The organism is Exiguobacterium sp. s194 (assembly GCF_018618275.1).
GTDB lineage: Bacteria > Bacillota > Bacilli > Exiguobacteriales > Exiguobacteriaceae > Exiguobacterium > Exiguobacterium chiriqhucha.
On record NZ_JACSLT010000008.1, the window covers coordinates 139,647 to 162,770 of the forward strand.

General features: G+C 51.4%; 29 protein-coding genes. 22 read left to right on the forward strand and 7 right to left on the reverse strand.

Features of this window, described 5'->3' with window-relative positions; all coding sequences use genetic code 11:
* Positions 1-81 precede the first annotated feature (81 nt).
* The 3 genes from spxA to KNP85_RS11500 all read left to right on the forward strand — a co-directional run bounded on the left by spxA (position 82) and on the right by KNP85_RS11500 (position 2,613).
* Positions 82-480: a transcriptional regulator SpxA gene (spxA, locus tag KNP85_RS11490; protein ID WP_015881217.1), complete on the forward strand. Its 399-nt coding sequence runs from the start codon at positions 82-84 to the stop codon at positions 478-480.
* Positions 481-660: 180 nt separating this feature from the next.
* On the forward strand, positions 661-1,314 hold the full coding sequence (mecA, locus tag KNP85_RS11495) for an adaptor protein MecA (RefSeq protein ID WP_021066951.1): 654 nt from the start codon (positions 661-663) through the stop codon (positions 1,312-1,314).
* 66 nt (positions 1,315-1,380) lie between these two features.
* The gene (locus KNP85_RS11500) at positions 1,381-2,613 is read left to right on the forward strand and encodes a DUF2254 domain-containing protein (RefSeq protein WP_214803135.1); all 1,233 of its coding nucleotides are present in this window, start codon (positions 1,381-1,383) and stop codon (positions 2,611-2,613) included.
* Between the two features lie 37 nt (positions 2,614-2,650).
* Here KNP85_RS11500 and KNP85_RS11505 read toward each other — a convergent pair whose 3' ends face one another.
* Positions 2,651-3,373: an SDR family NAD(P)-dependent oxidoreductase gene (locus KNP85_RS11505; protein ID WP_214803138.1), complete on the reverse strand. Its 723-nt coding sequence runs from the start codon at positions 3,371-3,373 to the stop codon at positions 2,651-2,653.
* An 81-nt stretch (positions 3,374-3,454) separates the two neighbouring features.
* On the opposite strand from KNP85_RS11505, the gene cls reads away from it, so the two are divergent.
* From cls to pepF, 3 genes are read left to right on the forward strand one after another with little or no spacing between them, the layout of a single operon-like run.
* On the forward strand, positions 3,455-4,966 hold the full coding sequence (gene cls, locus KNP85_RS11510; RefSeq protein WP_029595781.1) for a cardiolipin synthase: 1,512 nt from the start codon (positions 3,455-3,457) through the stop codon (positions 4,964-4,966).
* A gap of 12 nt (positions 4,967-4,978) precedes the next feature.
* Positions 4,979-6,040, forward strand: coding sequence for a competence protein CoiA (locus KNP85_RS11515; RefSeq protein WP_214803140.1), 1,062 nt, complete (start codon positions 4,979-4,981; stop codon positions 6,038-6,040).
* Between the two features lie 17 nt (positions 6,041-6,057).
* A complete protein-coding gene (gene pepF, locus KNP85_RS11520; RefSeq protein ID WP_214803142.1) occupies positions 6,058-7,860 on the forward strand; it encodes an oligoendopeptidase F in 1,803 nt (600 codons plus the stop codon).
* A 221-nt stretch (positions 7,861-8,081) separates the two neighbouring features.
* Here pepF and KNP85_RS11525 read toward each other — a convergent pair whose 3' ends face one another.
* Complete coding sequence (locus KNP85_RS11525) at positions 8,082-8,855, reverse strand: DsbA family protein (protein ID WP_021066957.1); 774 nt, start codon at positions 8,853-8,855, stop codon at positions 8,082-8,084.
* An 85-nt stretch (positions 8,856-8,940) separates the two neighbouring features.
* Positions 8,941-9,522: a CYTH domain-containing protein gene (locus KNP85_RS11530; protein WP_214803143.1), complete on the reverse strand. Its 582-nt coding sequence runs from the start codon at positions 9,520-9,522 to the stop codon at positions 8,941-8,943.
* Positions 9,523-9,629: 107 nt separating this feature from the next.
* On the opposite strand from KNP85_RS11530, the gene yjbM reads away from it, so the two are divergent.
* Genes yjbM through KNP85_RS11545 form a run of 3 tightly spaced genes read left to right on the forward strand, consistent with a single transcriptional unit; the run spans position 9,630 to position 11,953 of the window.
* On the forward strand, positions 9,630-10,274 hold the full coding sequence (yjbM, locus tag KNP85_RS11535; protein WP_021066959.1) for a GTP diphosphokinase: 645 nt from the start codon (positions 9,630-9,632) through the stop codon (positions 10,272-10,274).
* Positions 10,275-10,285: 11 nt separating this feature from the next.
* Positions 10,286-11,083: an NAD kinase gene (locus KNP85_RS11540; RefSeq protein ID WP_021066960.1), complete on the forward strand. Its 798-nt coding sequence runs from the start codon at positions 10,286-10,288 to the stop codon at positions 11,081-11,083.
* Between the two features lie 3 nt (positions 11,084-11,086).
* The gene (locus KNP85_RS11545; protein ID WP_214803145.1) at positions 11,087-11,953 is read left to right on the forward strand and encodes an RluA family pseudouridine synthase; all 867 of its coding nucleotides are present in this window, start codon (positions 11,087-11,089) and stop codon (positions 11,951-11,953) included.
* A 40-nt stretch (positions 11,954-11,993) separates the two neighbouring features.
* On the opposite strand, the gene KNP85_RS11550 is transcribed toward KNP85_RS11545, so the two are convergent.
* Positions 11,994-13,160 (reverse strand): FtsW/RodA/SpoVE family cell cycle protein, encoded by a 1,167-nt coding sequence (locus KNP85_RS11550; RefSeq protein WP_021066962.1) that lies wholly within the window; start codon positions 13,158-13,160, stop codon positions 11,994-11,996.
* A 150-nt stretch (positions 13,161-13,310) separates the two neighbouring features.
* Between KNP85_RS11550 and fabI the strand changes: the two genes are divergently transcribed.
* A complete protein-coding gene (gene fabI / locus KNP85_RS11555; RefSeq protein ID WP_214803147.1) occupies positions 13,311-14,084 on the forward strand; it encodes an enoyl-ACP reductase FabI in 774 nt (257 codons plus the stop codon).
* Between the two features lie 85 nt (positions 14,085-14,169).
* Positions 14,170-14,358, forward strand: coding sequence for a hypothetical protein (locus tag KNP85_RS11560; RefSeq protein WP_021066964.1), 189 nt, complete (start codon positions 14,170-14,172; stop codon positions 14,356-14,358).
* A gap of 2 nt (positions 14,359-14,360) precedes the next feature.
* Here KNP85_RS11560 and KNP85_RS11565 read toward each other — a convergent pair whose 3' ends face one another.
* Positions 14,361-14,870, reverse strand: a complete 510-nt coding sequence (locus tag KNP85_RS11565; RefSeq protein ID WP_021066965.1) for a YjcG family protein — start codon at positions 14,868-14,870, stop codon at positions 14,361-14,363.
* A gap of 172 nt (positions 14,871-15,042) precedes the next feature.
* On the opposite strand from KNP85_RS11565, the gene KNP85_RS11570 reads away from it, so the two are divergent.
* Genes KNP85_RS11570 through KNP85_RS11585 form a run of 4 tightly spaced genes read left to right on the forward strand, consistent with a single transcriptional unit; the run spans position 15,043 to position 16,890 of the window.
* On the forward strand, positions 15,043-15,588 hold the full coding sequence (locus KNP85_RS11570; protein WP_029595773.1) for a phosphatidylglycerophosphatase A family protein: 546 nt from the start codon (positions 15,043-15,045) through the stop codon (positions 15,586-15,588).
* On the forward strand, positions 15,588-16,172 hold the full coding sequence (locus KNP85_RS11575) for a phosphatase PAP2 family protein (protein ID WP_021066967.1): 585 nt from the start codon (positions 15,588-15,590) through the stop codon (positions 16,170-16,172). The genes KNP85_RS11570 and KNP85_RS11575 overlap by 1 nt, the downstream gene beginning before the upstream one ends.
* Positions 16,169-16,702: a hypothetical protein gene (locus KNP85_RS11580; protein WP_058763285.1), complete on the forward strand. Its 534-nt coding sequence runs from the start codon at positions 16,169-16,171 to the stop codon at positions 16,700-16,702. Before KNP85_RS11575 ends, KNP85_RS11580 begins: the two co-directional genes overlap by 4 nt.
* On the forward strand, positions 16,699-16,890 hold the full coding sequence (locus KNP85_RS11585; RefSeq protein ID WP_058763287.1) for a hypothetical protein: 192 nt from the start codon (positions 16,699-16,701) through the stop codon (positions 16,888-16,890). Before KNP85_RS11580 ends, KNP85_RS11585 begins: the two co-directional genes overlap by 4 nt.
* Positions 16,891-16,910: 20 nt before the next feature.
* On the opposite strand, the gene KNP85_RS11590 is transcribed toward KNP85_RS11585, so the two are convergent.
* Positions 16,911-17,198: an FHA domain-containing protein gene (locus KNP85_RS11590; RefSeq protein WP_029595769.1), complete on the reverse strand. Its 288-nt coding sequence runs from the start codon at positions 17,196-17,198 to the stop codon at positions 16,911-16,913.
* A 273-nt stretch (positions 17,199-17,471) separates the two neighbouring features.
* Positions 17,472-18,203: a hypothetical protein gene (locus tag KNP85_RS11595; RefSeq protein WP_021066974.1), complete on the reverse strand. Its 732-nt coding sequence runs from the start codon at positions 18,201-18,203 to the stop codon at positions 17,472-17,474.
* A 151-nt stretch (positions 18,204-18,354) separates the two neighbouring features.
* On the opposite strand from KNP85_RS11595, the gene KNP85_RS11600 reads away from it, so the two are divergent.
* From KNP85_RS11600 to KNP85_RS11630, 7 genes are all read left to right on the forward strand, one after another.
* Positions 18,355-18,921 carry a GNAT family N-acetyltransferase gene (locus KNP85_RS11600; RefSeq protein WP_021066975.1) on the forward strand — a complete coding sequence of 189 codons (567 nt, stop codon included), beginning with the start codon at positions 18,355-18,357 and terminating at the stop codon, positions 18,919-18,921.
* A 2-nt stretch (positions 18,922-18,923) separates the two neighbouring features.
* Positions 18,924-19,637, forward strand: a complete 714-nt coding sequence (locus KNP85_RS11605; RefSeq protein WP_214803149.1) for an alpha/beta fold hydrolase — start codon at positions 18,924-18,926, stop codon at positions 19,635-19,637.
* Positions 19,630-20,190, forward strand: coding sequence for an NADPH-dependent FMN reductase (locus KNP85_RS11610; RefSeq protein WP_021066977.1), 561 nt, complete (start codon positions 19,630-19,632; stop codon positions 20,188-20,190). The genes KNP85_RS11605 and KNP85_RS11610 overlap by 8 nt, the downstream gene beginning before the upstream one ends.
* A 69-nt stretch (positions 20,191-20,259) precedes the next feature.
* Complete coding sequence (locus KNP85_RS11615; RefSeq protein ID WP_214714096.1) at positions 20,260-20,499, forward strand: hypothetical protein; 240 nt, start codon at positions 20,260-20,262, stop codon at positions 20,497-20,499.
* A 72-nt stretch (positions 20,500-20,571) separates the two neighbouring features.
* Positions 20,572-21,663 carry a virulence factor gene (locus tag KNP85_RS11620; RefSeq protein WP_029595766.1) on the forward strand — a complete coding sequence of 364 codons (1,092 nt, stop codon included), beginning with the start codon at positions 20,572-20,574 and terminating at the stop codon, positions 21,661-21,663.
* Between the two features lie 244 nt (positions 21,664-21,907).
* A complete protein-coding gene (locus KNP85_RS11625) occupies positions 21,908-22,102 on the forward strand; it encodes a hypothetical protein (protein ID WP_021066980.1) in 195 nt (64 codons plus the stop codon).
* 100 nt (positions 22,103-22,202) lie between these two features.
* On the forward strand, positions 22,203-23,021 hold the full coding sequence (locus KNP85_RS11630; RefSeq protein WP_353048940.1) for a BsuPI-related putative proteinase inhibitor: 819 nt from the start codon (positions 22,203-22,205) through the stop codon (positions 23,019-23,021).
* Positions 23,022-23,124 lie beyond the last annotated feature (103 nt).

Genomic DNA, 23,124 nt, shown 5'->3' on the forward strand with positions numbered 1-23,124 from the left:
AATTAAGTGAACGATTTTTTGGGTATACAAATAGAGTCACTTGAAAAAGATGAACGAACATTTGATCAGGGAGGAACGAAAATGGTCACACTTTACACGTCTCCGAGCTGCACATCGTGTCGAAAAGCACGGGCTTGGCTTGAAGAGCATGATATCCCATTTACGGAACGAAATATATTTTCAGAACCACTCTCACTTAATGAGATCAAACAAATCCTACGTATGACAGAGGACGGGACGGATGAAATCATCTCGACCCGGTCTAAAGTTTTCTCTAAAATCGACGTATCGGTCGATGCGCTCTCGCTTCAACAACTATACGATTTGATTCAAGAGTATCCTGGATTGCTTCGCCGTCCAATCTTGATTGATGAAAAACGTCTTCAAGTCGGGTATAACGAAGATGAGATTCGTCGATTCTTGCCGCGCAAGGTCCGGACGTTCCAACTTCAAGAAGCGCAACGACTCGTCAACGAGTGAGGAAGCATACTGTCTAAGCAGTGTGCTTTTTATTATTCCGTTTTTCCGATAAAATAATAGTAACAACCCCATCATCAATAGATTGACACGTTAAAAAAAGGGTACTATGATAACAAGACAATTTCCCCTCTCCTCCTTAATTGTTGAAGTAGGAGTGAGGTGAGAAGGGAGTGGACAATCGTGAAAATTGAGCGCATCAATGACAATACCGTCAAATTTTTCATTACGTATGTCGATATCGAAAAACGCGGTTTCGCTCGTGATGAAATCTGGTATAACCGAGAACGTGGTGAGCAGCTGTTCTGGCAGATGATGGACGAAGCGCACGAACGAGAAGATATCTCGTTTGATGGTCCACTATGGATACAAGTACAAGCTTTTGAAAAAGGACTCGAAGTGACCGTGACGATCGCGAAAAACGTGATTGGCGCCGAAGACGATTCTGAGCTCGGATCACTCCTACGCTCGGCAATCGATGAGGCACGCGATCAACAATCGGTGCTCGACCAGTTGAGTGAACTCGATGAAGAAACCGAGCAGGAGGCGTGGGCTCCGCTCGCTATGGAAACGGATGACTTTGAGGCGATCATCTCGCTCAGCAAACGGGCGGGAGAGACGTTAAGCAACGTCGACCTCAAACTGTTCCACTACGATCAGAAGTATTACTTGTGGATCGATTTCCCGGAAGAGATGGAACCAGAGGAAGAAGAGAACGTATTGAGTCTCTTGGCCGAGTATTTGACGTTCAGCACGCAGACGTTAGCGATGCTCGAAGAATACGGCAAGCTTATCCTCGATGGGGATGTCTTCGCTAAAGTACGTCACTATTTCTAAACCCCAATCGCCTGTTCATATGGACAGGCGATTTTTTTCTAACTAATACATAAACGAGGTGTCGTGATGTTCAAGCGTTTGCAGTTGATGTTGGCCGATAGTGCCTGGTTTGTCCCGTTTTTATATGGGGTCGGGGGGATTGCCTTGACGTTCCTGACCCAATACTTCGGAAACTTCTTTCGGGAACTGTTGCCCGAAATCGTCTATTTAGATAAGGATTCGGCAGCAACAGTGCTGTCCTCGTCCTTTACGAGTCTGATGACGATGATGACGTTTAGTTTCTCAACGATTCTCGTCGTCTTGACGACGTACTCGTCACAGTTCTCACCACGAACAATCAATAACTTTTTGACGAACTCGGCATCGAAACATACGCTCGGCTTGTTCATCATGACGACGGTGTACGGGATCACGAACTTATTTTTAATTCGGACGTCGGATGAGGATGTCGTACTCGCCTCGGGCGTCAGCGTGTTGCTCGTCGTCAGTTCCATCTGGGCGTTCGTCAAGTTCATACAAACGATAAGCGTCTCAATTCAAGCCGAACGTCTCTTGTCAGCCCTGCATCGCGAGGCGTTGTCCGTCATCGAGACGCAACAGCAAGCGGTGGAGGACGGAAAGATGCACATCGTTCCCGAACGTTCGGTCCACACGTTCGAGGGCCAGGCCATCTATGCGCCGCGCACCGGCTATATCCAATTGTTCGCAAGCGAGAAACAAGAAAGCCATGATGTCGATTTCGAGTCGGTCGTGGCCGTCGGGGATTTCGTGGCGAAAGGAGACTTGCTCGGCTATTGGCTCGGAGAAGAAGCGCTCGATGTCGACGTGTTCCAAATTGGGGAGATTCGCTCCTCGATTCAAGACCCGGCCTTCGTCATCGAGAAATTGAGTGAAATCGCGTTGAAAGGCATCTCGCCCGGGATTAACGATCCGAATACTGCGATTCACGCCATTCATTACATCGGCGACATTTTGCGAGAACTGAGCCGATTACCTGAAGGGGATTTCTTATTTTCCAATGACAAGAGCGACTGGCACGCCAAACGTAAACCGATGGAGACGACGTTGTTCGAGGCGCTCACTCCAATCAAGACGTATGCGAGCCATGACATCTTTGTGATGGCATCCGTGTTCGAGGCGATCCGAATCGCCCGACTGGAAGCACATGCCTCACACGAAGAGACGTTCGAGGGGTTCATCGACTATTTCGAGGAGTCGCTCGATTTTGAAGAGTTGCATCCGAGAGAACGCGCGTTTCTGACGAATCAGATGATGCGTGCCCGAAAAGTACAGACGTAAAAGGGAGGGGTCACTCGAGACCCCTCCCTTTTGGTACTTATGAGAGTGTATAACCACCGTCCACCGTGATGGCTTGACCGTTAATATAGCTTGACGCTTCGCTCAATAGGAACGTGACGACCGGTGCGACTTCCTCCGGTTTGGCGGCATGTCCCCGGAAATGATGGGTCATCGCCTCTTGGAATTTGGCCTCACCGCCATACAGTTTATGACTGAGTGGCGTATCGACCGGACCGAAACAGACCGCATTGAAACGTATTTTGCTTTTCATCCGATGGGCGAACGTCTTCGTCAAGGCGATGACGGCCGCTTTCGAGGCGGCGTATGGACCGAGCATCGGCGGAAATTTGACGTGGCCGACGATTGCAGCGTTATTGACGACGCTCCCTCCCGTCGCCAACAGCGGGATGACGCGTTGGATAAGCCGGTTCACAGCCAACACGTTCAGTTCGAATACGTCGTCAAACGCGGTCGCCGGCAACCGCTCCGGTGTCCCGGGACGACCGAACGTCGCGGCGTTGTTGAATAATCCGTTGAGGACGACCTTGTCCTCGCTCAAGCGGTCCATCAATGCTTCAACTTGCTCGGATTCGGCTAAATCACATGTAAGGAAAGTGATGCGTGGTGAGGCGTCTTCGAGTGCGGCACCTCGTGTCTCGTCGCGGCCGATGCCGATGACGTCATGTCCGTCCTCAGCCAAACGAAGGGCGACGGCCCGTCCAATCCCGCTCGTCGCTCCTGTAACCAAAAATGTGCCCATATTTTGTTCGCTCCCCTCAAAAGATGGTGTTAAGTTGTATAATTATGATAATACAAGACAGAAACGAGGTCAGTTTATAATATGTTGCGACGCATACAAGTACTTTTATCCCTGATTTTGCTCGCAGGTCTCATTGCCGTATTATCGTATTACTGGAGCTCGCAAGTGATCGGGTTGTTCTCGGTGCTCGTCTTTTTGACGACGTTCAGCATCCTGCTCGTCATCCTGCTCGAGAATCGAAATCCGCAGCGGACGCTCATTTGGGCCATCGTCATGCTCGGCTTCCCGGTCGTCGGGCTGTTCGCCTATTTTGTGTTCGGACAGAACTATCGCCGGAAGCGCATGTTCAAAGAGAAGGCCATGTTGGACGAAGAGACGTACCTCGCTTATCGACAGAAGGCGATGACGTTGTCGCCGTCGCTCATGTTCTCCCATGACGATTATGAGAAGTTGCTCCATTTGACGTCGTCTCTGAATCAATTACCCGTTTCGTCAAACACGTATACGCAAGTGCTGACGAACGGACAACAGAAGTTCTCGAAGTTGTTGCCCGCTTTGAAAGGGGCGACCCGCCACATCCATCTCGAATATTATATTTTCCGGGAAGATCGTATTTCTCGGGAAATTCAACGGATTTTGATTCAGAAGGCGAAGGCCGGGGTCGAGGTGCGCTTTCTATATGACGCGGTCGGCTCGATTCATACGAGCGGGACGTTCTTTGACGAGATGCGCCAAGCAGGCGTCCATGTCAAAGCGTTCTTCCCGGTCGTCCTGCCGCTCGTTTCGAGTAAGACGAACTATCGGAACCATCGGAAAATCGTCGTCATCGATGGAACAGAGGCGTTCACAGGCGGGTTGAATGTCGGAGATGAATATTTGGGAGAGCATTCGAAGTTTGGTTTTTGGCGTGACACGCATCTATACGTCAGAGGGGAAGGGGTGTCGGAACTCCAGCTCATCTTCTTGCAGGACTGGTACTACATGACGGGTGAGCGTCTATTCACGCCGTTCTATCTCGAGCCGCTCGAGACGGTGCGAAGTGCGAGCGGCGGCGTACAGATTGTGGCGAGCGGACCGGATGAGCCGTACGAGACGATGAAATCGATTTATTTCGCGCTGATCAATGCGGCGAAGAAGTCGGTATACATCTCGTCCCCGTACTTGATTCCAGACGAGGACATCATGAGCGCGCTCAAGACCGCTTCGTTATCAGGCATCGATGTCCGTATCGTGCTTCCGAGCTATCCGGACCATAAAATCGTCTTTTATGCGAGCCGCTCATATTTTGAGGAGCTACTCAGCGCCGGGGTCAAGATTTACTTGTATGAGGAAGGGTTCATGCACTCGAAAGTCATCGTCGTCGACGATGGGTTGGCGACAATCGGAACGGCGAATATGGACTTCAGAAGTTTCCACCTCAATTTCGAGGTGAACGCGCTCTTGTATAACACGAACTCCGTCCATCAGCTCAAACAAGATTTGTATAAAGACTTTGAAGGGTCACACGAGTTGGAGATTCGGGCGTTCTCGGAACGATCCTACTTCATCAAACTCGTCGAATCATTGGCCCGAATGTTTTCACCACTATTATGAGGGGGAAGCGGAATGCGATTTGCCATCGGTCGAACTGGAGGGTATGTGGATGCCCTTACGCTCAGTCGGGGGCGGATTGAGCCGTTTGCCCCTTTTTCGTGCCCAGAATGCGGGGAACGGGTCATCGTCAAGCAAGGTGTGAAACGGCGTCTCCATTTCGCCCACGTCAATCCTTGCGGATGCGGCGAGTCGACCGGACACCATGAAGACAAATGGGGAGTGCGGCAATGGCTTCAAGGGCAAGGGTATGAAGTCGAGCAAGAAGTCGTCATCGGCGCACGTCGTGCCGATTTGGTGGCAGTACGCGACGATACTCGGCTCGTCGTCGAAATCCAGGCGTCCACGCTCTCAATCGAGTCTTACGTCGACCGGACGAGACATTATCGCAACAATGGACTTGACGTCGTCTGGCTGGCGAGCGGGCTGCAGCCCGGGGGTGTGACGACGTTCAAACCGTGGATGCGGGCCGAACTGGCGCGACGACATAGCCTGGTCGTCCCGACCGGACAGGCGTTATACCGCTTCGTCGGCTTTCCGGTCTCCATCCGAGCGGGCGTCGGGCAATGGCAGGTCGCGACCTCGTTCGATGTCTCGCCGTTCGCGGCATATTATGGCTTCGATGCCCATCGTTGGACCCAAGTCATTCGGCGGAGGCGGATGACGCCACCTTATCCGACGCCACAGTATCGCCGGCGCATCTTGAATCGATTGTATCCGCTCGGGATGTTGCCCTCGTTGTTACCGAGCTACTGTTATTTGCCGTTGCCGTCACTGTGGGGGGTCCATGTCCATCCGTTCATGTTCCAGACGGTGCTCTACTTGAATCGACGGGATTGCCCCGGAGACTCCGTCAATTGGAGCATCGAGAAGACGTGCCGCCAGTTCGACGTGACCCCGACAAGCGACTTTCTGCAAGCGTTTGAAGTACAATGGAGACAGCTGTTGAACGTATTCGACGTGACGGAGGCGGTGCGCGATTGGCACGTGCCTAAGACGTTAGACACGGCGTTGCTTCACGATTTTCGATACTTTCAAGGGTTTCAGCGATTCATGGCGAAATCGTATACAAACTAAGAAAAGGAAGTGGACATATGTCAGAAGTACTTACACGACAACAAGTACCCGTCGAGGAGACGTGGAACTTAGAGACGATTTATGCAGACGATCAAGCTTGGGAACAAGATTTTGAGGCGCTAAAAGCAAGCGTACCGGCCTTGGTCGAGTTCAAAGGGAAACTCGGAGAATCCGCGGCTTCTTTATTCGCAGGTCTGCAACTACGCGACGACATTTCGCGTCAATTGCATAAGCTGTATACATACGCCCATATGCGCTACGACGAGGATACGTCGAACAGCCATTATCAGGCACTGAACGACCGTGCCGGTTCGCTCGCTGCCCAAATCTCGGCTCAGCTCGCGTTCATGACGCCAGAGCTGCTCGCCATCGACGAAAGCCAAATCGAGGCGTTCATGAGTGAGCACGAGTCACTCAACGTCTATCGCCACGCGTTCGACGAGTTGGCACAAGAACGTCCGCACGTGTTGACGGAAGCGGAAGAGGCGATTCTCGCCCAAGCCGGTGACGTCCTCGGGCAGTCGAGCTCGACGTTCGGCATGCTCAACAACGCCGACTTGAAGTTCCCGAAAGTGAAGAACGAGAAAGGCGAAGACGTCGAATTGACGCATGGCCGCTATATCACGTTCCTCGAATCAAGTGACCGCAGTGTCCGCGAAGGCGCATTCAAGGCGATGTACGGGACGTACGAGCAATATTTGAACACGTTCGCCTCGACGTTGTCGGGTAGCGTGAAAAAAGACAACTTCTATGCGACGGTCCGCAAGTTCGAGAGCGCCCGCCAAGCGGCGCTTCACCATAATGCCATCCCAGAATCCGTATACGACGGGCTCGTGGAGGCGGTGAACGAACGTCTCGACTTGTTGCACCGTTATGTCGCGCTCCGGAAACGGGCACTTGGTGTGGACGAGTTGCATATGTACGACTTGTATACGCCGCTCGTCAAAGACGTGGACATGAAAATTCCGTATGACGAAGCGAAAGACTTGATGGTCGAGGGGCTCGCGCCGCTCGGAGACGAGTACGTCCAAATCGTCAAAGACGGACTTGCTTCACGTTGGGTCGACGTTCGTGAGACACGTGGCAAGCGGAGTGGCGCCTATTCATCAGGCGCGTACGACACGCAACCGTTCATCTTGATGAACTGGCAGGACAACGTCAACAACTTGTTCACGCTCGCCCATGAGTTCGGCCATTCGGTCCATAGCCATTATACGCGGGCGACGCAGCCGTATCCGTACGGGGACTACTCGATTTTCGTGGCCGAAGTGGCTTCGACGACGAACGAGGCGCTCTTGAACGATTATTTGTTGAAGACGCGCACGGACCGCCAGGAGCGGCTCTATCTGTTGAACAATCAGCTCGAAACGTTCCGGGGCACACTGTTCCGTCAGACGATGTTCGCCGAGTTCGAGCACATGATTCATAAAGCGGCCCAAGAAGGCGTTTCGCTCACACCTGAGTATTTGAATGAGACGTATCTCGAGCTCAACAAGCGATACTTCGGAGACGAACTCGTTATCGATGGTGAGATTGCGTTTGAATGGGCCCGTATCCCGCACTTCTATTACAATTACTACGTCTATCAGTACGCGACAGGGATCTCAGCATCGGCCGCGTTGTCGCAACAGATCATGGAAGAAGGCGAACCAGCTGTCCGTCGTTACATCGACAAGTTCTTGAAGGCCGGTTCGAGCGACTATCCGATTGAAGTATTGAAGGCGGCCGGCGTCGATATGACGACGAAAGCGCCGGTGCTCGCAGCACTCGATCAGTTCGAGGCCGTCCTCGACGAAATGGAGACGTTATTATTTCAATAAGAAGTATGGCGTGAACATTATGTGACAATATGAACAAAGTGCTTGTCACGGTGCGCCCGTCTCGGTATATTATAAGTGTGAAATCAATCACAAACCCCTTTATTGACCGTAAACTTTCTCCCAACCTGTGATCTGTATAGATACTCGGGTCGTGATGTTTTCCGTCCCCGCGGAGAACATCGCAAAAAACCCACGGCTCCCCGGCCGTGGGTTTTGTTGTGTCATTTATTCGTCGCCCAAGCTTGTCCGCTGCAACCTGGGACAGGTCGGCACCGTTGCTGGAGTGACAGTTTTTTCAGTTCTCTCTCGATGACCGGCTTCTCGAGCTCCAAGATGAAGGCGAGCTCGGTGATGGTCGAGGCATCGTAGCGCCCCAATACTTTCTCGACGTTCCACTCGGACTCCCGGGTTGGGACGTAACCGAGTAGTTCGGCCATGACGGCCTGATAGACGTCGTACGGGTACAATCCTTCGATTTTGAGTGCTTCGTCACGCGTGACGAACGTCAAAGCAGGAAGTGACTCAATTTCCCAATCTTTTAAGATCTCATGGTCAACAGCTAGAGCGCTGAGCAGTTGATTGGATTGGATATCGGCCGCCAACTCCTCGATGTCGAGCCCGTAATCGACGAACGAGCGGGCAATTTCCCACAAGTCGCTGTCGCTAGAGCCATCCTTCAAAAAGATATCGTTTATATGCAGATGGCGTAAGAAGCGCATCGCATGACGTTTCCCTTGTAACTCCATAGCCTTAATCATCGTGAGAAGGCGAACCTCTTCTTGACATCCGCCAACACAACTAGGAACCGTCGAAACCATACGGAAACGAATCAAATGCCCGTATTCAAGTTCGAGCTTTTTAATGAGCGTCATCACATGAAGTCCATCTGGATCAGAAATGTCCATGAAATAGAATAACTCTAATGGTTTATAGGTTGCTTGGATAGGAGATTCTTCAAGTGAACAGGATGACTCATTACATTGTTCTAGTTCCATTGTGTCGCCTCCTCTCGTAAACAAAAATCAAATATATCGTATGCTCATTGTAGCAACGAAAAAAAAAGGTTGGCAACGTATCTGCTCAACCTTGATTTCGACGCACCTTTTCTTCCATGAATCGAACGATTTTATTTTTAGCGGGACGAAGGGGAATGCCATGCTCGCGAAGGAGCTGTTCGAAAGCGATTTTCCCTCTCGCCTCGTCGGTCACTTCAAATTCTATTTCGTAGTCGTGAATCTCCAAATAATGACTTTCATCAAGGACGAGTAGGCCGTCCGGTGTCGCGATTTCGGCCCGTTTCGTCTCGAGACGGCCGAGGTGTTCGAGCGGTCCAGACAAGTTGAATGGAGCGAGCGCGGCCGTCATTTGATCATCGTGGATGATGCCGTATTTGAACAAGTTCTCGGCTTCCTCTTCGTTGATGGCGGCGTGCGTCTCGAGCAAGCCGACTTCATGCGGCTGCTTCAGTGTCAGCACTTGGCCGTTCTTTTTCTCACGGATGCGAAAGGCGGCACCATGGTTCTTCAGTTCGAACGTCGGCGTGTCAAAGTAGTCGTTGGCTTGCCATTTCACTTCGTCTGTCAAATCGTAGGCGGCGAGCAACATTTCGTACTCGTCTTTTGTCAACATCGATTTAAATTCAATTTCCACTTCTTGGGTCATAAATCATCGCTCCATTCTATGAACAATTGTTGGTTTATGATACCATACAATCGGATACATACGGAAAAAGCAGGGCTTTCCGATACGAACGAAAGTGGTGACAGCATATGCAATCCATGGATTGGGATCAATATTTAGTGCCGTATCAAATCGCGGTCGATGAACTGAAAGTGAAATTCAAGGCGATTCGAAAGCAATATAAATCTCAAAATGACCATTCTCCGATCGAGTTTGTCACCGGAAGAGTGAAGCCGGTCGGCAGCATCCTCGAGAAGGCGAAGCGAAAGCAGATTCCTTATGATAAATTGTCGACGGAGATGCAAGATATCGCCGGACTCCGCATCATGTGCCAATTCGTGGACGATATCGTCCACGTCCTCGAACTGCTCCATCATCGGACCGACTTTAAGATCGTCGAGGAACGTAACTATATCACGAACCAAAAGGAATCGGGCTATCGCTCGTACCATTTGATTCTCGAGTACCCGGTGCAAACGATTCATGGCGAGTTCCCGACACTCGTCGAGGTCCAAGTACGGACGCTCGCGATGAACTTCTGGGCAACAATCGAGCATTCGCTTAACTATAAATACGACGGGGATATGCCGCTCGAAGTTCAAGAGCGTCTGCGGCGAGCGGCCGAGGCGGCGTTCTTGCTGGATGCCGAGATGAGCCAGCTTCGCGTCGAGATTCAAGATGCACAGCAAGTGTTCCGGGATAAAGAAATGAACGTCCAGACGGACCAAGACTAGGGGGCCACGGCATGCAGTTTGCGATTGTAGCACGGGGAGACGCGCGGTCGGCTGACATCGCGCAAGAGTTGACGAATAAATTGACCGAAGCGGGGCATTCGGTTTCGAAAGAGCCACGCATTGTCGTCTCAGTCGGAGGCGACGGGACGATGCTGCAGGCGTTCCACGAGTATATCGACCGGCTCGATCAGACGTTGCTCGTCGGCATCCACACAGGCCATCTCGGATTTTACGCCGACTGGCAACCGGATGAACTCGATGAGTTGACGGAGATGATTACAAGCGAGTCGTTCGAACCGGTGTCATACCCGCTTGTCGAGGTACTCATCGATTACGAGGATGGGACGACCGATCGACAGCTCGCCATGAACGAATGTACGATTAAAAACTATAAGCGCACACTCGTCTGTGACTTATCGATTCGCGATGATTACTTCGAGACGTTCCGGGGCGACGGGTTGTGTATCTCGACGCCGTCCGGGTCGACGGCCTATAACAAAGCGCTCGGCGGGGCCATCGTCCATCCGTCCATCGAGGCAATTCAAGTGACGGAGATGGCGTCGATTAACAACTTGGTGTACCGCACGATCGGGTCACCGCTCTTATTGCCGAAACATCATCAAGTGAAGATTGCTCCGCACACGAAAACCGAGTTTGAACTTGCGTTCGATCATCAAGAAGCGTTGTCGTGGTCGAACGTGCGCTCCATCCGCTGTGCGGTCGCGAAAGAAAAAGTGACGTTTGCCCGGTTCCGGCCGTTCCCATTTTGGCGACGGGTCCGCGAATCGTTCATTGAAGAAGGGAAGTAACCGATGTACGGATTTACATTGCGTCGCGTCGCGGAGACAACCGTCCCGTTGCGCGACTTTTTAATGACAGACTGTGGCATCTCACGAAAGATGTTGACCCAAATCAAACAAGGTGGCCTCATCCTCGTCGATGGCAAGCCTCGCACCGTCCGCTATGACATCCGAGCAGGGGAGGCAGTGACCGTCCACTTCCCGGTCGAACAGCCCGCAGAGACGATGGTCCGTTCCAAGCGGCCGCTCACGATCCTATTTGAGGATGACTATTTGCTCGCGGTCGACAAACCGGCAGGCATTGCGACAATCCCGTCCCGGCTCCATCCGGATGATACACTCGCCAACGCCGTGCTCGGCTATTATGAACAGATTGGATTGCAGTCGGCGATTCACGTCATCAACCGGCTCGACCGTGACACAAGCGGGGTCGTCCTGTTCGCAAAATATGCATACGTGCATCATCGCTTTAGCGAGTTGCAACAGACTGGCGGCTTGTCGCGGACGTATCTCGCGTTAGTCGAAGGGCCGCTTGAACCACAGACGATCGATGCCCCAATCGGCCGCGCCCCCGATTCGATTATGGAGCGAATCGTGACAGCGGACGGACAGCATGCTGTCACACATATTCTCGAAGCGGAGGCGCATGGCGCATATACGGCACTATCGATTGCCCTTGAGACCGGTCGGACGCATCAAATCCGGGTCCATCTGCGCCATATCGGCCATCCGTTGCTCGGGGATACGATGTACGGTGGCAAGACTGTTCTCGACCGTCATGCGCTCCATAGCGCTTCGGCGGCGTTTAATCATCCATTGACCGGCGAGAAGCTGTTCATCCAAGCCCCTGACCCGGCTGATTTCCAATTCATCCTGTAACAACAATAGTCCCGCACTCGGATGAGTGCGGGACTATTGTTTAGTCGTCGTCGAACATATACGTTTTTGATTTAGAGGCGACGTTCATGACGAGCCCGATGGCGATCATGTTCATGATGATCCCGGTCCCACCATAACTGATGAACGGTAACGTCAGACCGGTGATCGGGAGGACGCCGATCGTCATCCCGATGTTTTGGAAAATTTGGAACGTGAACATGGCGATGACGGCCGTGACGATGTAACTTCCGAACGGACTGCTCGCTTCGAGGGCGATATGAATCATTCGGTACAAGAACAAGAAGAAAACGATAATCACGATCGCTGCCCCGATAAAGCCATAATGCTCGGCGATGACGGCGAAGATGAAGTCGGTTTGCGACTCAGGAAGATAGACGAGCCCTTGTCCATAGCCGGCCCCGAACATTTGGCCAGACCCAATCGCTTGAAGCGATTTGATTAACTGGAACGCCAGGTCATCGGAATACTCATACGGGTAAATCCAAGCTTGGAATCGATTCAAGGCGTGGCCTGGCACGAAACTTTGTAACAACTCGAAATGCGAGAAGAACAAATACATGAAGCCACCGATCGTTAAGGCAGCGGCGCTGAACAATCCGAGCAACCACTTCCACCCGATACCAGACACGATGATAATCGCTCCGAGCATCGTAATCAACACGAGCCCTGTGCCTAAGTCTGGTTGCGTCACAATCAGCGCGAGAGGCGGAATGGCGAGAAGCACCAATTTCATTAATAGCCATGTGTCCTGTTGGGACGAACCGTAGCGTTTATTATGGTCATAGACGATCGTCGCCATGGAAATAAGTAAGAACAACTTCATGAATTCGGCTGGCTGGAAACTGAAGCCCGGAACGTTATACCAGCCGTACGCCCCATTGATGTTCGGAACGAGAGTCGTATCGCGGAGCGGAATCAAACCGGCTAGTAGCAATAACCCGAAGCCATACAAATACCAGTGGATTTTTCGCAACTGTTCATATTCGATGGTCATGATGGCGAACATGGCGAAGAACCCAATGATGTAGCGGATTCCTTGGTCAAATGCGAAATTAATATGTTGCAATCGCGTCGGCAACATCGGTTGGGCCGTATAGATGGCACCTAAACTGATGATCATCAAGAAAAAGACGATTGTCAAAAGTGTTGTGTCTAAACTTTTAAAATAAGATTGAATGCGGTTCATGATGAAGTCGTCTCACCCTTTCTCTACGTATTTTATCTTACCGTAAGTTAAAAAAATCGCAATACGTTACGCGCTAGTTGACAAAACAGACACCATTCTGTAATCTGATAACAGATATTATCACCAGGTACTAAAAAAGGGGAGTTTACGATGTCAATCTATCCAACGTTAACGAATAAGACGTATGTCGTCATGGGAATCGCCAATAAACGCTCGATCGCTTGGGGAATCGCGAAGACGCTCGACGCAGCAGGCGCGAAGCTCGTGCTCACATATGCGGGCGAACGCTTCAAGTCAGGACTCGAGTCGCTTGCAACCGACTTGAACGGAGAAGCCTTGCTGTTAGAGTGTGACGTCACGAACGACGAAGCCATCGACACGACGTTCCGTACGATTCATGAACAAGCAGGCCCGATTCAAGGGATTGCGCACTCGATCGCATTCGCAGACAAAGAAGCACTCCGCGGTGAATTCTCAGAGATGACACGCGGCCAGTTCGCGCAAGCACTCGATATTTCGGCATACAGCTTGACGGCTGTCGTCAAAGCGGCCAAACCGTACTTCGCAGAAGATGCATCGGTCATCACGCTCACATATCTCGGCGGCGAACGCGTCGTCCCGAACTATAACTTGATGGGTGTCGCCAAGGCGGCGCTCGACTCGAGCGTCAAATATTTGGCAAACGAGTACGGCCCACACGGCGTCCGCGTCAATGCGATCTCGGCTGGCCCGATTCGGACGTTGTCGGCTAAAGGAGTCGGCGACTTTAACAGCATCTTGTCTGAACTCGAGCAAAAAGCGCCATTGCGCCGCAACGTCTCGGTAGAAGAAGTGGCCTCGACCGGCCTGTTCCTCTTGTCGAGCATGGGCAGTGGCGTAACAGGTGAAGTCATCCACGTCGATAGCGGTTATCATATTTTATAAAGATGGGGAAGGGCGTAGCGATACGCTCTTTTTTTGTATTATCGTTGAAGAATTTCGGGTAAGGACTTGTGAAGGAGGTTGGATCATGGGTCCTTATCAGATTGATTTCACAGTCGTCCAATATGGAAATCGCCAAGTTCAACCAACAGAACGGGCGAATATCGAGCCGGTCACACGCATTCAACGTGTCCAACGAATCCGGCCCCGTCAAGAAGAATGGTTAGAAGCCGAACAACAAAACAGCCCCGGTCGTTTCGTCGACCGGAGCGTGTAATCTTATCCGCGGAACCGGAACGTCTCATAGACGTTCCATGTTTCGTTTTCGAGCTCATACATGACGGCCATGCGATTGATCGTCTCCTCGAAATGCACTTGTTCCATTCGCATCCGTTCGAGCACGTCGAACAGTTCGGCATCGGTCAAATCTTGACCGATGGTGATATGCGGCAGAAACTCGTATTTCGGAGGCTGCTTGAGCAGACCGTCGTGCAATTTGTCGTGAAGCGCTGACAGTTCGCGCGTCGGCAATACTTTTAAGTAGAGGACGTTGTTCGTCGGTGCGAACGAGCGGACCCCGTCGATTTTCAATTGAACCGGTTTGGTCGAGTCTGCGACTTGCTGGAGATACTCGAGCACTTTCGGCAAATCGGCCTCGTCGATTTCAGTGCGTTCCTTGATCGTCACGTGAGGTGAGATCAACGCATACTTCGTGTCGTATCGCTTCCGATACGAGTTGGCGAAGTCTTGAACTTGTTTTGATGGAAATAAGACTACCCCAATCTTCATTCCAGTTCCCCCTTTATAAAGTGGTCTACTTTTTTATGATGACCGATTTAATGAATGAAGTCAAAGCGGGCTTAGTCTTTTTTTCGAGTTTTCAGTATAATAGACATTGAGTACTTCGAGAAGCTCTTCTCGAGATGAAAGGATGTGTAGCGGGAATGTTCCCGCATCTATGATGAAACATGTACCACACTCACGCGATGTACGCGACGCGGCACGGGCTCGCTTGATTGAACGGGGCGTATCGATCGAATCGATCGCCGAAATCGTCTATCAAATGCAAGCACCGTATTCGCCACACTTATCATTGAAAGACTGCATGGACTCGGTCGAGGCCGTGTTAGATAAACGTGAGCTCCAACACGCGATTCTCGTCGGGTCGGAACTCGACATGCTCGCCGAGCGCGGGCAATTGTCGGAGCCGCTCTTGTCGATCGTGGCGTCGGATGAAGGGTTGTTCGGTGTCGATGAGACGATTGCGATCGGGGCCGTCAACACATATGGTTCGATTGCCGTGACGACGTTCGGATACTTAGACAAAGCGAAAATCGGGATCATCAAACAGCTCGACACGAAAATGGACGACGGCCAAGTCCATACGTTCATGGATGACCTCGTCGGTGCCATCGCGGCGAACGCCTCAGGTCGGTTGGCGCACCGTCTGCGTGACATGACCGACTTCGGCGAAGACGAGATGCGGGAACGGAAAGGGTTGTATTGATGACTTCTCGCTCACAAGAGCTGGCGATCACCGGGACGATTGGATTCGTTCTCTTCTCGGTGGTCGTCGTTTTAGGTTGGGTCGTACCGGTCGACCGCTTCGTCACGGCTTCGCTTGAACCGCTCGCTGGACCATTGTTCGTTTATGTGACCGAGCTCGGCAGTGTGAAAGTGTTGATTGGTCTATCCTTTATTGGCATGCTCTATTTCTTATGGCGAGGGAACCGCTTTGAGGCGTTCCGTTTGCCGATTGTCGTCATCGCCACGCTTCTCGTGACACAAGTGTTGAAGCTCGTGTTCGGGGTTGACCGACCGTCAATCGATGCCGCGCTCGACGCGACGACTTATAGCTTCCCGAGCGGTCACGCCTCTGGATCACTCGCCTTGTACGGTATGCTGGCGATATTGATGTACCGCCGCAATGAAAACTTGATCGGGTTCGGCTTGCTTGTCGCGATGGTGTTGGCCGTCTCGTTCAGCCGGGTCATCTTGAACGTTCACTATTTCAGTGACGTCATCGGCGGGTGGCTCGTCGCGCTCGTCATCGTGGCAGGGTCAGAAGTAATAAGGAGGAAACGAAATTGATTTTAGTCTCACAAGTCGAAACATGGTTGTTCATGGATCAAACTCGAGCGGACGCGGCCGACGCACCGACGATTTTGGTCGAAAAAGATGCGTCCGGGGCCAAGTCATTCACGGCGATGCGAACGTTGTTCCAACTCAAGAAGTGGACGGGGCAACGCCGCTTCGTGCCGCTCTTATCGTGCGATGAGACGGCGTATCGAGCCTATGAAGTGTTTCATGTAGACGCGGTCCCGCCGTTCGCCATCCTTGACTCGGGCCGAGTCTTATTAAAGGACAACGAAGTGGATGCGGCCTATGCGGTTGCCCTCGACGACGCTGCGCCAAAAACGTACGGTGAACGGCTCGCGTTTGTAGCCGATTATGTGGAACGGGCACTCGGTGAAACGGTCGTGCTCGCCATCGATGAGCCGGTCGCGTCGCATCCTCAGGTGCCGGAAGATGTGTTCGTACCGGAAAATGTGATGCAGACGAGTGAACGATTGTTCGCCTGGGCAAACCGACAACAAACGGAGAGGGATGAAGTGAAATGAACGAGTGGGAACCAAAAATTCAAGAACTTCTCGACGGGACGGTCGACGAACTCATCGTCCCGAAAGACGACTTTTTGACGGTCCGTTCGCTCTTGGTCGACAAGGGCTGGCTGTTTGAAGTCGTCGGTGAAGCGAAACACGGCGGCGTGACGATTTATCGGAAAAACGAACAAAGCGCGTCCTCATAAGAGGAACGCGCTTTGTTCGTTTAGGCGTTAGAAGCCAATTTGATTTTTTGTCGTTTTAACTTGTGTAATAACCAGGCATGTAACACTTCACAAGAATGGTGAGGAAGGGTCAGTTCGACAAGTGGGTGTGACTGACCGAATATAGTGAAGCGCGAATGGTCCTCGTCGAGCATTGAGACTTGAATATCGGTCGCTTCTTGAAGCGAAATCCGTTGCTCGCCGGCTACTGCATCTTTTAGTTTCAGCATTTTTCCATTCGTCGCAAACTTGGTGAACGAAGACATTCCCTGTACTTTCAGTTGTTCCATCTCGTGTATCTATTCATCCGCGTGATGAATAGATTTTCACCTCGCTTTCTCTATATTGCCTTCCATTCCTCCAGAAGGTTATTCCTAGTATACCCTCCTCGCGATAAAAGAAAAGAGTTAATTTAACGAAAAATTAAGACAATTTGTTATCAATTTATAAAAATAGTGTCTCAGGCGCTTGGTGATGGGATTTGAAACGTAATCCGTATGAGCGGGATAACAAAAAAGAACCTGATTGGCTCAGGTTCGATAAAGATTATTGCACGGGTGAACTCAAAATCGTTCAATCTCCCACGTACGACGGCGATACGTCAATTGTCCTTTCAACGCGATCGATTCTTTTTTCGCATCAAAGTCTTCTTCGAGCACCGACATGTCCTCGTAACGCCCGGCGACATAGAAGGCAATCGAGACTTGCCGATTGAACAGGCTCCGCTTCGTATGATCGAAATCGATAATCAACCCTTGCGGTGATAACGCCAAAATCTCATCGATGACCGGGAGCGGGATTGGGACGAAACTGATGTTGCGAATGTCGCGGTCGAGCTTGCTTTGCAGCACGCTCTGCAAGAAGTGCGAGATCGTCGACCAGTCTTTTATGTACAGGCTGCTATGACGATCATTCGATTCGTTGAAGAAGGCAATCTCGTTTTGAATCGAGTTCAGGAAAGGCCCTTTTAAGCCGCGTTCCATATGACTGAGGAACAAGATTTCAGCGATCTCGTGATCCGATAGCGATTCAAGCAGATGATAGTCAGGAAAGTCGATGGCGGTGAAACTCGTTTGGTTATTTAAATACTTGGTCGAGAACGTCGACAGTTCGTGCGCCTCGATATAGCGGAACCGGGTCCGGGACGACTGTCTCATCCCTTTCATGTCCGTCCGACAAATAATCATCGGGCGGGCGAGTGATAACGCCTCGGTGACATCGTTTAAAGTGACGCCATGCAGTGTAAAACGTTGCAGTTCTCGGTCTTGTTTAATATAGAACAACTGTTTTGACATAATTATCCCCTCAGTTCGAAGTCACTATAGTTTGATTTTAGCAAATCCCTTCGTGGCGCGCCATGTTTGAGCGGTTCTAGAGGATTGAGATGATGGTTTTTTTGGGAAAATGGTTATAATTGAGGAAAAGAAGCAGAAAGGCGGATTCCATATGTGGGGGTTGAAAAAAAGCTTTCCCGAGCTCGTGACGAGCCGGTTCATTTTGAGGGAACTCGAACCCCGTGACGCGAGGGCGCTCTATGTGATTCTTTCGACCGAGGAAGTGATGCGTTATTACGGGTCCGATCCTTTGCTGGCCGTCTATGAGGCGAAGAACGTCATCGCTTATTTCAAAGATCAATTTCAGCAAGGAAAAGCGATTCGCTGGGCGATCTGTGACCGCGACACGAACGAACTGATTGGGACGATCGGCTTTCACAACTGGACCCCGCAGTATTTTCGGGCCGAAATTGGCTTCGAGGTCGCGCCGAGCCATTGGCGCCGGGGTGTTGCGTTCGAGGCGGCGTCTGCCGTCATTCGATACGGGTTTGACGAGTTCAAGTTTCATCGGATCTCGGCGCTCGTCGCTCCAGGGAACGAAGGGTCGAACCGGTTGGTGCAAAAGCTCGGCTTTACGGAGGAAGGATTGCTCCATGACTATGCCTATAGTCACGGACGTTTCATGGATTTGACGATGTATCGTCTCTTGAAAGACGAATGGAACGAAAGGGAGGAATGACGTTGAGACAAGTTGTACTGTTACATGGATTGTGTGGATCACTTGACTATTTTGAGGAACTCATCCCATTGATGGACGCGGACGTATACGCGCTGACAATACCGGGACATGCCGGGACGGAGGCCGGACCAGAGACGATGGATCAGTTTGCGGATTGGGTACTTTCTGAGATGAAACTGCGCAATCTCAAGCGTCCAATCGTGCTCGGTCATTCGTTCGGGGGCTACATCACGACCAACCTCGTCCGCCGTCATCCGGACGCGCTATCCGGTTTCGGATTGATTCATTCGACGGCGGCGGCTGATCCAGAGACGGCCAAAGTGAAGCGGAATGAAGCCATCGAACGAGTGATGGAAGAAGGGGTACATCCGTTCATCGACACGATGATTCCGGGTGTGTTTGCCGCTGATTCCGACACCGCGTTGATTGAACGTGCCAAGCAGATCGGCTACGAGATGTCAAAAGAAGGAATCATTTCCGCGCAGATGGCCATTCGCGACCGTGCCGATGAAACGGAGACGGTCCGGTCGACGAACTTGCCCGGTCTCTTCCTCTATGGATCTAGTGATCCGAACATGGATGCGGAACGCGCTTTCCTAGGGGCGGACCGTCATACGAAACAGACGGTACCGGCTAGCCATATGGGGATGATGGAACAGCCAGAACGAGAAGCGCAACTCATCAATGATTGGCTCAAGGAGGTACAGGATGTCTAAATTCAAACTCGTTGCCGTATCAGGAAGTCTTCGTAAGGCGTCATACAACACGGCGCTGCTCCATTCCATCATCGAGCTTGGCCAAGATCGGTTCGACGTCGAGATTGCTTCGATTGAGATGCCGCTCTATAACGACGACTTGATCGACCCGGATGAACCCGAAGTCGTACGCGACTTCAAACGAGCCGTGCGTGAGGCGGACGGTCTGCTCGTCGTCACCCCGGAATATAACCACAGCATCCCGGGTGTGTTGAAGAACGCAATCGATTGGCTGTCGCTCGAACCAGGCACGCCGCTCCGTGAGAAACCGGTCATGATTGCCGGGGCGTCTCCGGGTATGCTTGGGACGGCGCGATGTCAAATTCATCTCCGTCAAGTATTTGCCACAAATCGTGCTAACGTTTTACCAGGAAATGAAATCTTTATCACGCATTGTAAAGAAAAGATTGATGATACTGGATTACACGATGAAAAGTCTCGGCAACAAATCGACCGAGTGTTATCTGAGTATTATAACTGGATTGATTTTTGGAAGCGTCACGCAAAAAATTAACTTGAAGTCGCCCTGATTGTTTGATAGAAATGAATTGTGAAAACAAACACAAAGGGAGCGACGACAAACATGCAAACGTATATTGAACTATATAATGGCGGCGAGTTGGAGGACCGGGCGATCATCAATGACGGGATGACGTTCGGCCGGGTGACGATTGTGGAATTGTTCTATCAAACGAGCCATATCTTCGGATACGTCAAAGTCAATGGGGAGAAGCGCTTCTTCCTTGAGCCTGTGTCAGCAGATGATACGTTCATCGTCGAAGGAGAAGAGTATTCGCTCCAACAGTTCATCGCCCTATTTTGATTGTTCACGACGCAAGCGACTCGCTTGCGTTTTTTTGTCGTTTTCGTCACGATTGAGAGTGAGGTGATGAGAATGAAATTAGTAGCAATCGAACCAACTCCAAGTCCAAATAACTTGAAGATTATCGTCGAACCGGCGTTCACGGGCCGTGGTGTCACGTATGACAAGGCGAGCCGTGATATGCCGCCGATCATTGAAGACATCGTCGGCTTACGCGGGGTCAAGTCGGTCTACGCTGTCTCCGACTTCCTCGCCGTCGAACGCCATCCGAAACATGACTGGCACGACGTCATGAACGAGATTCGCCGCGCGTTCGGGGAAGACGTGCCGGAAGTCGAGGCAAGCCAAATGGCGGCGGACTACGAACCGGTGCACGTCTCGGTCCAGTTCGTCCTCGATGTGCCGATGCAATTGAAACTCGTCAAAGGCGACTCGGAAAAACGGGTCGGCCTGTCAAAACGGTTCGTCGACGCCGCACTTGACGTGCAGGCCCAAGTGAAAAACGTCATCCAAGACCGACGCTGGGTCGAACAAGCCCCGCGTTACGGTGAGCTCGAGGATGTGAGTGTCGTCGCGCAAGAAGAACTCGAGGCGGCGTATCCTGAAGAGCGGGTTGCTCGCATCGTCGCTCGGGCGTTTGGTCGGGAAGCCGACTATGAAGCCAATGCGAACCAATTGCAATCAGACGATTGGAAAGCACGTTTGGCGTTCTTGGACGAGCTCGAGATTACCCCGGACAACATGGTGTACTTCCGCCGCGCCCTCGAGGACAAGGTGATGGCCATCCGTCGACAAGCGGTCGTCATGATTGGCATGTTCGAAGAGAATCGGGAAGAGTATGTCACGTATATCGAACAGGCGCTCGTCGACTCGTCACCGATTGTACGGCGTACGGCCGGCGACACGGTGTCCGATTGGGCGTTGCCGCAGTCGCAACCGTCGATGATTGAGGCGCTCAAGGATAAGAGCAAGCTCGTCCGGTGGCGGGCCGCTCGATTCTTGTTCGACTGCGGAGATGAACAGGCCGTACCCGCCCTCAAAATCGCCGAAGACGATCGTGAGTTCGAGGTGTCGTTGCAGGCACGCCTTGCCAAAGAACGGATCACGAGCGGGGAAACGGCACTCGGGACAGTGTGGCAACAAATTTCAAACCGAACGAAGTAACAAATCATTCGACAATCATGAATTTAATTTATTTACAGTTACAGGAAGAGAGACGAATCGGATTGCGATTCGTCTCTCTTTTTGCACGAATAATTTGATAATTCATCCAAATGACTAACAATCGATACCAGCAATTCGACAGTTGGGTAAACGGGTCTTTTGGCCTGTCGAACGATGGGACGTTATTCTCAATATAATCGTTGATACACTATACATATCTTATAACCGAAAAGGAGCCACACTCATGATGCTTTTTGCAGAAACACCAGAACTCGTAGCCTATAAGGAAGTCGTCGATGGTATGATCACGGTCATCTTTGAGTCGATTCACAGCGAGACGTTCTCGATCTCTGCACAAGTTCGGTCCGATATCGACGTCGCTGACGCGTTGTTCATGACAGGATGGCAGCAATACGTGGAAAACGTCCAAGTTTCATAATAAAGGTGAATAATATCCGTAAACCCATTACAAACGTCTGCACGAACGTTTACACTAGTGCTATAGACGTTTTTTTATTTTTCAGAGGAGAGTGGGATACGTGAAGAAAACTTGGTTATTGGCAATCGTTACGGCGATGATGTTGGTCGTCGCGGCTTGCAGCAAAGAAGAAGCGAACCCGAGCGATGTGGACGGTAACGCGTCGACACCGCCTGCCTTATTGACACTCGAGACGGACGTGAGCTACGATGCCGAGTCCAAACAGTTGTCGGCGACGGTATCGATGACGAATCCGAACGAGGAGCCCGTCAACGTGACGTTCAATTCGTCGCAACGCTTTCAGATGACGGTGATGAACGGGGATACGACCATCTTCGACTATGGCAGTGAATATATGTTCACAGAATCGATTATCGAAGAGACGTGGGCACCAGGTGAGAAGAAAGTGTTCGATGAAGTATTCCCACTCACGCTCGAAGCGGGTGAGTACACGGTGGACTTCGTCGGTCTGGCCCAAGTCGAAGGTGCACCTGAGATGGCGGTCACCGATCAACAGTCGCTGACCGTTGAAGCTTCCGAGGTGCCGACTGAAGAAACACCGGAAGAGCCGGCCGAAGAAACGACAGAAGAACCCGTTGAAGAGCCGAGCGACCAACCCGCGCAAACGGACGGTTCGTTCCGCGATGTGGCCATCAAATTGAACGGTAACGCGATTGATGTTTCTGGATACACGGACGTCGAAGAGTTCGAATGGAGCGTGTCGGACGGTCATAATCTATATGCCCAAGGTGCGGCCGAAGTGACAAGTGGCAGCTTCACATTTGGTGTCTTAATGGATGAAGAACCACCGGCAGGAAAAGCATTATTCTTGGAGATGACACCGATCGGCGGCGACGTCGCATCGTTCCGCATTCAATAACCGGACGAGGCTGGGACATAACTAGCCAGTTCTAAAGTATTTCAATCAAAAAGAGGGGTCCGGTCACCGATTTTCGGTGACCGGACCCCTTCTTTGTACTTCG

What these genes read in the sequence shown, in the direction of transcription:
- fabI (WP_214803147.1), top strand. Translation starts at nt 13,311, where the DNA reads ATGTCAATCTATCCAACGTTAACGAATAAGACGTATGTCGTCATGGGA.
- KNP85_RS11625 (WP_021066980.1), top strand. Translation starts at nt 21,908, where the DNA reads ATGATGCTTTTTGCAGAAACACCAGAACTCGTAGCCTATAAGGAAGTC.
- KNP85_RS11615 (WP_214714096.1), top strand. Translation starts at nt 20,260, where the DNA reads ATGCAAACGTATATTGAACTATATAATGGCGGCGAGTTGGAGGACCGG.
- KNP85_RS11550 (WP_021066962.1), bottom strand. Translation starts at nt 13,160, where the DNA reads ATGAACCGCATTCAATCTTATTTTAAAAGTTTAGACACAACACTTTTG.
- spxA (WP_015881217.1), top strand. Translation starts at nt 82, where the DNA reads ATGGTCACACTTTACACGTCTCCGAGCTGCACATCGTGTCGAAAAGCA.
- cls (WP_029595781.1), top strand. Translation starts at nt 3,455, where the DNA reads ATGTTGCGACGCATACAAGTACTTTTATCCCTGATTTTGCTCGCAGGT.
- KNP85_RS11620 (WP_029595766.1), top strand. Translation starts at nt 20,572, where the DNA reads ATGAAATTAGTAGCAATCGAACCAACTCCAAGTCCAAATAACTTGAAG.
- yjbM (WP_021066959.1), top strand. Translation starts at nt 9,630, where the DNA reads ATGCAATCCATGGATTGGGATCAATATTTAGTGCCGTATCAAATCGCG.
- KNP85_RS11515 (WP_214803140.1), top strand. Translation starts at nt 4,979, where the DNA reads ATGCGATTTGCCATCGGTCGAACTGGAGGGTATGTGGATGCCCTTACG.
- KNP85_RS11560 (WP_021066964.1), top strand. Translation starts at nt 14,170, where the DNA reads ATGGGTCCTTATCAGATTGATTTCACAGTCGTCCAATATGGAAATCGC.
- KNP85_RS11610 (WP_021066977.1), top strand. Translation starts at nt 19,630, where the DNA reads ATGTCTAAATTCAAACTCGTTGCCGTATCAGGAAGTCTTCGTAAGGCG.
- KNP85_RS11575 (WP_021066967.1), top strand. Translation starts at nt 15,588, where the DNA reads ATGACTTCTCGCTCACAAGAGCTGGCGATCACCGGGACGATTGGATTC.
- KNP85_RS11505 (WP_214803138.1), bottom strand. Translation starts at nt 3,373, where the DNA reads ATGGGCACATTTTTGGTTACAGGAGCGACGAGCGGGATTGGACGGGCC.
- KNP85_RS11595 (WP_021066974.1), bottom strand. Translation starts at nt 18,203, where the DNA reads ATGTCAAAACAGTTGTTCTATATTAAACAAGACCGAGAACTGCAACGT.
- KNP85_RS11600 (WP_021066975.1), top strand. Translation starts at nt 18,355, where the DNA reads ATGTGGGGGTTGAAAAAAAGCTTTCCCGAGCTCGTGACGAGCCGGTTC.
- KNP85_RS11585 (WP_058763287.1), top strand. Translation starts at nt 16,699, where the DNA reads ATGAACGAGTGGGAACCAAAAATTCAAGAACTTCTCGACGGGACGGTC.
- KNP85_RS11530 (WP_214803143.1), bottom strand. Translation starts at nt 9,522, where the DNA reads ATGACCCAAGAAGTGGAAATTGAATTTAAATCGATGTTGACAAAAGAC.
- KNP85_RS11565 (WP_021066965.1), bottom strand. Translation starts at nt 14,870, where the DNA reads ATGAAGATTGGGGTAGTCTTATTTCCATCAAAACAAGTTCAAGACTTC.
- KNP85_RS11500 (WP_214803135.1), top strand. Translation starts at nt 1,381, where the DNA reads ATGTTCAAGCGTTTGCAGTTGATGTTGGCCGATAGTGCCTGGTTTGTC.
- KNP85_RS11545 (WP_214803145.1), top strand. Translation starts at nt 11,087, where the DNA reads ATGTACGGATTTACATTGCGTCGCGTCGCGGAGACAACCGTCCCGTTG.
- KNP85_RS11570 (WP_029595773.1), top strand. Translation starts at nt 15,043, where the DNA reads ATGAAACATGTACCACACTCACGCGATGTACGCGACGCGGCACGGGCT.
- KNP85_RS11525 (WP_021066957.1), bottom strand. Translation starts at nt 8,855, where the DNA reads ATGGAACTAGAACAATGTAATGAGTCATCCTGTTCACTTGAAGAATCT.
- pepF (WP_214803142.1), top strand. Translation starts at nt 6,058, where the DNA reads ATGTCAGAAGTACTTACACGACAACAAGTACCCGTCGAGGAGACGTGG.
- KNP85_RS11590 (WP_029595769.1), bottom strand. Translation starts at nt 17,198, where the DNA reads ATGGAACAACTGAAAGTACAGGGAATGTCTTCGTTCACCAAGTTTGCG.
- KNP85_RS11540 (WP_021066960.1), top strand. Translation starts at nt 10,286, where the DNA reads ATGCAGTTTGCGATTGTAGCACGGGGAGACGCGCGGTCGGCTGACATC.